7 protein-coding genes are annotated in these 8,598 nt (G+C 59.5%); all 7 read right to left on the reverse strand.

Going from position 1 to position 8,598, the window contains the following annotated elements; genetic code table 11:
• Positions 1–276: 276 nt before the first annotated feature.
• The 7 genes from NZK35_RS29320 to NZK35_RS29350 all read right to left on the reverse strand — a co-directional run bounded on the left by NZK35_RS29320 (position 277) and on the right by NZK35_RS29350 (position 8,122).
• Positions 277–666 (reverse strand): hypothetical protein, encoded by a 390-nt coding sequence (locus NZK35_RS29320; protein WP_259636087.1) that lies wholly within the window; start codon positions 664–666, stop codon positions 277–279.
• Positions 667–938: 272 nt separating this feature from the next.
• A complete protein-coding gene (locus NZK35_RS29325) occupies positions 939–1,415 on the reverse strand; it encodes a YeeE/YedE family protein (RefSeq protein WP_259636088.1) in 477 nt (158 codons plus the stop codon).
• Between the two features lie 13 nt (positions 1,416–1,428).
• A complete protein-coding gene (locus NZK35_RS29330) occupies positions 1,429–1,911 on the reverse strand; it encodes a YeeE/YedE family protein (protein ID WP_259636089.1) in 483 nt (160 codons plus the stop codon).
• Position 1,912: 1 nt separating this feature from the next.
• Positions 1,913–5,266: an efflux RND transporter permease subunit gene (locus tag NZK35_RS29335; protein ID WP_259636090.1), complete on the reverse strand. Its 3,354-nt coding sequence runs from the start codon at positions 5,264–5,266 to the stop codon at positions 1,913–1,915.
• On the reverse strand, positions 5,263–6,375 hold the full coding sequence (locus NZK35_RS29340) for an efflux RND transporter periplasmic adaptor subunit (protein ID WP_259636093.1): 1,113 nt from the start codon (positions 6,373–6,375) through the stop codon (positions 5,263–5,265). The genes NZK35_RS29335 and NZK35_RS29340 overlap by 4 nt, the downstream gene beginning before the upstream one ends.
• Positions 6,372–7,595, reverse strand: a complete 1,224-nt coding sequence (locus NZK35_RS29345) for an FAD-dependent oxidoreductase (protein ID WP_259636091.1) — start codon at positions 7,593–7,595, stop codon at positions 6,372–6,374. The genes NZK35_RS29340 and NZK35_RS29345 overlap by 4 nt, the downstream gene beginning before the upstream one ends.
• Positions 7,592–8,122 (reverse strand): rhodanese-like domain-containing protein, encoded by a 531-nt coding sequence (locus tag NZK35_RS29350; protein WP_259636092.1) that lies wholly within the window; start codon positions 8,120–8,122, stop codon positions 7,592–7,594. Before NZK35_RS29350 ends, NZK35_RS29345 begins: the two co-directional genes overlap by 4 nt.
• Between the last annotated feature and the right edge of the window lie 476 nt (positions 8,123–8,598).

Genomic DNA, 8,598 nt, shown 5'->3' on the forward strand with positions numbered 1-8,598 from the left:
CGACTAAATCGACAGCCCGCCAGCCGTCCGGTGACACGCAGACCGGAGGGCTCGCGCCCTGCCGCTAACTATCGATTGAGCGGGCTGTCGATTTTGTGAGCCGCGACGCGTAAGCGGCCGGGCACTGCGACGCAGCCCGAAGCCTTACGTCCAGCGGCTCACCATTGACTCAGCAGATCCCGACTAAATCGACAGCCCGCCAGCCGTCCGGTGACACGCAGACCGGAGGGCTCGCGCCCTGCCGCTAACTATCGATTGAGTTGCGGACGCGCAACGCTAGCGTCGAAGCATCGCCTCCAGCTCCGCCAACGCGCTCTTGGCTCGGTTCAATCCCCCCACCGATTTGACGAATTGCATCGCCAATGTCATGTGATCGGCTGTCGTGCCCGCCTCAGACGCTCCGGCACCAGAGTCCGAGGGCAGGTGTGCGGTCATCGAAACGCCCAGGCTCGGACTGAATTGATCGCCAGCTCCGCCCACCTGTTCGCCCACCTCTTCGGCGGCGTTGACCAGATCATGGTGGACTTGTTCCACCGTTGCCGCCGATGTCTTGATGTGAAAACGCTTTTCCACTGCGTCGACGACGTCGACGTAGTCCATCGCTCCGCCTTCGGCGATCACTCGCTTGATCGCTTCGATTTCCGATCGCTCACTCGATTGCGTCATTTGCCCGTTCCTCCGCTTGAGTTCGGTGAGACCTGGACGGTTAGGGGGCGGCCTCGGTTTGGGGTGCACGCAAGGGCAAACAGCGTGCCGGAACGGGGCCTTCGAGGTCGATTGAAACGTCCGGACGCCGCCGCGAACCGGCTGATGTCAAACCAAGATCAGCCGTTTGACACCAGCCGACGGTTCCCTGCCCGACCAAAACCACGCCGAGGAAACGGCGGTGCGACTGCGCCTTATCGCACAGCAGGTGTGCCTGACACGCCCAGGTTGGATCAATGCGGCAACTTCGGTTTCAGGGCCGCATAGCTGAACATGCCCAGCAGCGCGCCGACCAGCGTGAACAGCGCCATCGGCTGGCCGCCTCCGATTTGGGCATAGATCGGCCCCGGGCAGGCGCCCGTGATCGCCCACCCGGCGCCAAACAACATGCCACCGATGACGACACCGGTTTGATAGGGTTTGGGCGAGTACTTGATCGGCTTTCCTTCGATCGACCGGATCTGGAATCGTTTGATGATCTGCATCGACAACATCGCAACCACGATGGCCGTCACGATGATCAAATACATGTGGGCTTCACGAAACAGAAACATGTCATGAATCCGTTGCCAGTGTGCCACTTCGCTCTTGCTAAACAGGATCCCTAAGTAGGCGCCCATCAGCAGCACCATCAGGTAGGCGGCTGGAGAGGTCGCTTGTTTGGCTTGCCCGCGCGGTTGTCGGTCGTTTGTTTCCGTTGTCGTTTCCATCATAATCTCCTCGTTAGAACAACCACCCGCCGAGTCCCCAGGTCACGGCCAACCCGCCGGCAAAGAAACAGACCGTCGCCAACACGCTGGGCCAATTCAAGTTGGAGATGCCGGTGATCGAGTGGCCCGACGTGCAACCGCCCGCGTAGCGCGTTCCGAACCCGATCAAAAATCCGCCGATGAGTAACTTGATCGCTCCGGAAACACTTTCCATCGAGGCGGGCAGAAAGGGTTTCGGGTCCGCGGACAAAAAATGGGTGGCAACGAAAGCCCCGATCGCGATCCCGACGGCGAACACGATTGTCCACAGATTGGCTTTGCGATCGAACTTGGCAAAGTATTCCAGTTTGCTGTGGGGGGAACACAGTGCACCGATCTCTTGCAGACTGGTCGAAATGCCGAACGCTTTGCCGGCCAACAGGTACAGCAGCGGAACGGTCAAACCGATCAGGATCCCCGAAAGCCACCAGGGCCAGGGTTGCATCAGCCCTTGCATGTCAAAGCTCCTCGGCGGTTGTTGAAGTGGAGGGTGTTTCGCCGCGATAGATCAGCCAGTAGGCGGCGGGAATGACGATCAGGGTGAAAAACGTGGAGGTCAGGATTCCAAAGATGATGGCCCAGGCCAATCCGGAAAACACCGGGTCCAACGTGATCACCCAGTTGGCCAACAGCGTCGTGCCGGCGGTCAACAAGATCGGTCGGGTGCGGACGGCGACGCTGCGAATGATCGATTCTTCCAACCCAAATCCTTCGGCCTGCGCCAGGTGAATGAAGTCGATCAGGACGACAGAGTTTCGCACCACGATCCCAGCCAGGGCGATCATCCCGATCATCGCCGTGGCGGTGATAAACACGGGATTGGGGTGACCGCCGACGGGTTGATTCATGATCAGATTCAAACCCCAGAAACCCGGCATGATGCCGATCATGGACAACGGAATCGCCGACATGATCAACAACGGCAGCGTCCGCGAACCGGTCTGGAACATCAGCACGACGAAGATACCGATCAAGGCGGCGCCGAACGCCAAGCCCAGGTCGCGAAACACATCCAGCGTGATGTCCCACTCCCCTTCACCTGCCCACTCGACCTGATAGCCGTCGGGAACGGACCAGGGGACGCCACCGCCGAGTGAAACCCAGGAACGTCGGCCGACGGGTCTTGGTTCGCCGCCGGCGTCGTCCGCCGCTGCGGCATCACCTGCCGACAGCGGCCGCCGATCCCACTCCACGTCCATGATCGCGTCGGCCGGCGGTCGGCCCGCAACCTCGGCGTAGACGTAAACGACGCGGCGCAGATTCTTGTGATAGATCGACTTGTCTTCCAGCGTTTCGCGAAACCGGCCGAGCGAACCGAGCTGGACGATTTGCCCGCCCTCTCCCTGGACATAGATCTCTTCCAAATCATCCAGTGCCGATCGGTTCGCCCGGGGTAGTTTCAATTCGATCCACAGCGGTTCCACCTCCTGCGGCAGATGCAAGACCGTCGCCCGGTTGCCGCTGAGCGCAGTCGCCACCGTCTGGGTGATGGTTTCGGTGGAGATCCCCGATAAGGCCGCTTTCGGTTTATCGGTTTCGAACACGAAACGGATTTGATCGTCTTCGGCGCTGACATCCAGGTCGACCACGCCGGGTTCCTGTTTCAATCGGCCCATCACGTTGCGTGCGACGTCGATCTGCTGTGCGTAGGTTCCATCAGGCGGCCCATAGACCTCGGCCGTGATCGTGGACAACACCGGCGGTCCCGGGGGAACTTCCACCAGCTTGAGAGTCGCGCCCATCGATTCGGCCAACTCGGTGACTTCATCACGGATGCGAAGCAAGATCTCGTGGGATTGTTGAACGCGTTGTTCTTTGGCCAACAGGTTCACGCGAATGTCGGCCACGTTTGGACCTTGACGCAAAAAGTAATGCCGGACCAATCCGTTGAAATCCATCGGCGATGCCGTGCCGACGAACAATTCATAATCGCTGACCTCGGCCAGGCCGCCGAGGAATCGACCGATCCGGCGGGCGACCACATCGGTCCGTTCCAGCGTCGTCCCCTCGGGCATGTCGATGACGACCTGGAATTCGTTCTTGTTGTCATACGGCAGCATCTTCACGGGCACCCAGCGAAACACGGGCGGAATCAGCGCAAGGACAAACAGCAACGCGATGCCCAACAAGACACCCCAGGCGTAGAGGGCGCGTGAAAGGATCGGCGTGAGCACGAAACGGGACAGACGATACAGGGGGCGGGTCGTCAGATCATAAGCTTCGTTTTGATCGCCTGAATGGTTCAGTTGTTTCAGTGAAACCATCGCCAGCCAGGGCGTGATCACAAACGCGACGATCGTCGAAACGGTGACCGTCAGCGGGACGTTGAGCGCCATCGGCGCCATGTACGGCCCCATCATGCCGGTGATGAATGCCAGGGGTAGAAAGCTGACGATGATCGCCAGCGTCGACAAGATCAACGCCGGACGAACCTCTTGAACGGCGCGCAGGACCGACTTGCGGGGCGGAAAGATCTTCATCGTGAAGTAGCGAGCGATGTTTTCGACGTCGGTGATCGGGTCGTCGACCAACAACCCGAGCGCCAGGATCAACGCGAACATCGTGACGCGGTTGATCGAATAGCCGACCATCAGATTGACGAACAGGGTCAGGCTGTAGCAGACCGGGATCGCCAGCGCGATCACCAGCGCCGGACGCCACCCCATCGTCAAACCGATCAACCCGACCACGGTCAGCACGGCCACGACCAGCCCTTCGATCAGTTCGTTGACTTTTTCGTTGGCAGTTTCGCCGTAATCCCGTGTGACCCGGAAATGCGTTCCGCTGGGCAAATGCGACGCTTTCAGTTCGTCCAGTTTGGCTTCGACTGCGTTGGCCACTCGAACGGCATTGGAACCTTTGCGTTTGGCCACCGAGATGTGGACGGCGGGATACAGTTCGGTCCGATCCCCGTACGATTGATCCGCCGCGCCGAACCCGATCCAGCTGTAACTGTCCGCTTCGGCCGGCCCATCGACGACCGTTGCGACGTTCTTCAGATACACCGGTCGTCCGCCGGCCACGTTGACGACGATCTCCTCCAACTCCGCGACGTTGCGGATGAAGGTGCCGGTTTCGACATTGAATTGTGTGTTCTGTTGTTCAAAGCTGCCGTTGCGGGCCGTGACGTTGCTCACCTGCAGCGCCCGGGCGACCTGCAGCGGCGACGTCCGGTGGGCGGCCAACCGCTGGGCGTCCAAGTTGACAGAGATGCGGCGGGGTCGTCCGCCGACCACTTCGACGCGGTTCGTATTGGCAATCGCCTGCAGTTCGTGCTGGACTTCTTCGGCGATCCGACGAAGCTCGTGGTCGCCGTAACGCTGCGTTTGATCCGACCAGAGCGTCGCGATCACAATCGGCACGTCATCGACTTCGATCGGCTTGACGACCCAAGACTCGACGACCGGCGGAATCTTGTCGGTCGACGAATTGATCTTGTTGTAAATCTTGACCAGCGAGTCCTCGCGATCTTCACCGACGTAAAAACGCACCGTGACGACGCATTGACCGGGCTGGGACATGGAATAGACAAATTCAACGCCATCGATTTGATACAACAGCTTTTCCAGCCGATCGGTCACCTGGCGTTCCACTTCTTCGGCCGACAAGCCCGGGGCGGAGGCAAACACGTCGGCCATCGGCACGACGATTTGCGGTTCCTCCTCGCGGGGTGTCAAAAACAAAGCGGCCGTGCCCAGCAACAGCGAGATCCCGATCAACAGGATCGCGACATCACCGCGTAAAAAGATCTCGACGATCCGGGTCATCAGCGGGGTGTCGGGGGCGTTTGCTTCGTCGCCGTCATTGGTCATCGCTCGGTGCCTCCCGCGTCCGCATCGCCGGCTTGCAACACCACCCGCTCGCCGGCTTCAATCCCGCTGAGCACTTCCTGGCGGCCGGGCATGCCGAGTTGTCCGATTTTGACCAGTCGGCGTTCGATGTTTCCATCGGGAAGCACGACGTCGACAAAGTCGAGTTGCCCGACCTGGATCAACGCGTCGGTGTTCAAACACAAGTGCCGGCGTTCACCCGCAGAGATTCGCAGGCGTCCAAACATCCCTTCGTACAACTCTTCCGACTTGGGCAAACTGGCTTTGACCAGAAAGGAACGGCTGGGCGCGTCGGCTTGGGGAACGATTTCGTCGATCGTGGCATCGTATTCGCGATCGAGTGCGTCGACGTACACGCCCAGGCGATCGCCGACGTTGAGCTTCACCGCCAGGTGTTCCATCACCGGCGCTTCCAGCCGCAGCGAGGTCGCATCGTACAGCGTCAGAATCGGCTCGCCGGGACGTGCGATGTCTCCGGGTTCGGCCGTCCGATCGACGATCCGACCGTTCTTGGCGGCCTTGATGACCGTGTAGGAAAGCAACGCCTCGGCTTCTTGGATCGCCTTGATGGCTTGCAATTCGTTCGCGGTGGCCACCTGCAGATCACGTTGGGCCAAATCGAATTCGGATCGCGACAACGCGTTTTGTTGTTGCAGGGTCGTGGCACGCTGGAACGCTTTTTCGGCTTGCTCACGATTGGCAGTCGTGGCTTCGAGTGCCCGCTTGGCCTGGTCGAGTCGGGCTTCGTATTCTTTGCTGTCCAGACGGATCAGTTCCTGTCCCTGCTGGACCTGATCGCCCGCCGTGACGCGAATCTCGGTGATCGTCGCCAGCAACTTGGACGAGACGACGGTTCGGCTGGACGCCTTGAGCGTTCCGATCGCCTCTTCGATGTACGGCTTTTCGATCTCATGCACGACGTCGGTGGGCTGGTCGGTGTGTTTGGGAACTCCACGGCCCGTCCAGCCCGGCTGGACTTTGTCTTCGAACATGCCTGAGAGCCAAGCGATGATCGCCACCAACAGCAACAGGCCGCCGCCGATCATGCCGATTCGACCGAAGGTGGCGAACCATTTACGAATCAATTTCATCTGCACGACAGGGGCTCCTCTGAAGGATCGTCCACGGTTTGTTTTTTTGATCTGCCATCAAAGTCGGAATCGAACTGGTACTCGCTGATAAAACGCTTGTCGATCCACGTCTTCAGTCGCCAGCACCAACGGGCATGCGCGGTGAACCAGCCGTACTGCAGCATGGCTTTCCCATCACCGGTGTTGAGTAGTTTCAAAAAGTCACGTTGTGGCTCGAAACGCTGCATCACGCCCCGGTTCAGCAACGCGTTGACGTTGTGCCACAAAATCGGACATTGCCGGACGGCATACACGCCCGCTTTGGGAGACGGTGATTCGATCACCGTCCCCGAATCGCCGACGGCAAAGATCCGCTCGTCCGAAAGCGATTGCAAGGTTTTGGAGGTGGCGATGAATCCACGATCGTCCGTTTGAAGCCCGAGGCGGGCGAGCACGGGAGGCGCCGCGGCACCGGTCGCCCAAATGACACCATTGGATCCATAGGACTGTCCGTCATCGGTGCGGAGCGCCGTGTCGGTCAACGCATCGACGCGATGACCGCGGTGCACCGTGATCCCACGTTGCCGGAGCAGTTGTTCGATGGAACGCACGCTCCGCATCGGCATCCCGTCGGCCACGTGCGGACTGCTGGTAAAGATCTCAATTTCAATCTCTCGCTCGCGTTGTTGCCACCGCTGCTGCAGACAAAACGCGATTTCGACGCTTGCGACGCCGCCACCGACTACGGCGACCCGCAACGGAGTGTTATCGTCTGTTGACGGGTTCATCGCTTGGTCGCTCAGGTGCGACTCCAACCGCTGCAGAAACGTTTGCATCGGCTTGATCGGGACCAACAACCTCGAATGGGAATGTTGCTCCCAGCCAACGGGCATCGACCCGACTCCGATGGACAGGACATCAAACGGAATCGGATCGCGATCGCAAAAGTGAAGCTCCCCGGCATCCAAATCGATACCCCGGGTGTCGGCGATGATCAACTCTGCACCGGCGTGATGAGCCAAGGCCGCCAAGTCGATTCGCATCTCCTGCTCGCTGAATTGCAGACCCAACGTGCCAGGCAGCATCCCCGAGTAAGTCGCCGTGGGAAACTTGCTGATACAAATCAATCGACAGCCGGCGATCGGCTCGCTGATCCACTGTTTGACCAGGTGGGCATTGGTGTGGCCGATGCCCAGCAGGACGATGTTTTTCAACGGGCCGTTGGCCGGTGAGGGGTTCACTGGGTGACCTGTTCGTACTTCGAAGGAATCTTGTATCGATCGCTGTAGGTGTGCACGCGGTTGGTCGGTTCGCCATCGAGTGTGACCAAGGGCAGTTCGGCATCGATCCATTTCAAGATGCTGCCTTTGTAGTTTTTGACTTTGATGCCCTTGGCGGCGAGCTGTTTGGCGTAGGCACCACTACGGCCGCCGACGGTGCAATAGGGAATCACCGTCCGCCCTTGATAGTCCTGGCGGTTCGCTTCGTACTGCTGCTTGGTGATCGCTCCGGGAATGATCGACACGTTGACTTCGGCGTCGGAACGCACGTCCACCACCACAAAGTCCGCCTGGGGTGCTTCGCCCCCGGAAGCTTTCGCGTCGGCCGCGGCTTGCCGCTGCTTGTTCAGCAACGATTGCAAATCGTCGGTGCTGATCGTTTCGATCTTGGGACCGCCAAAGAGTCCGCCGAACTGAGCCGGGGCGGGGTGGGATGCCAAGCCACAGATCGCCAATGCCAGAATTCCAAGCCAACTTTGTCGAATCATCACTTTCCTCGGTTTCACGATGCGTCGGGGAGTTCGTTGTCGATGCTTCCGCAATCACTAACCAATATATCGCTAGGTGACGAGGTGTCAATCAGTCTTTTTCGGTGTGAGGGGACAGAAAAGTGCAGTCATCTGGTTCGCCAGCGGCACCCCAGCGGGCAACGCTGTGAAGCATTTTCCCCATGTGTTTCGTGAGGTTTTAGCGGCAGGGCGCGAGCCCTCCGGTTCTGCATCTCTGCCAAAACACCGGAGGGCTCGCGGGCTGTCGATTGAGTCGGGATCTGCTGAGTCAATGGTGAGCCGCTGGCCGTAAGGCCTCGGGCGGGCGCCACAATGCCCGGCCGCTCGTATAACGAAAATACAGTTCCATTAGAATGGACTGTGGTTGTTCGTGAGGAGCGATTTACGGCCGCTGTGGCTTGGACCACTTGCGTAAGATTTCTCCCTCCGAGTTTTGACTTTACTTATCGTTACAT

The organism is Stieleria sedimenti, assembly GCF_025060895.1.
GTDB classification, from domain to species: domain Bacteria; phylum Planctomycetota; class Planctomycetia; order Pirellulales; family Pirellulaceae; genus Stieleria; species Stieleria sedimenti.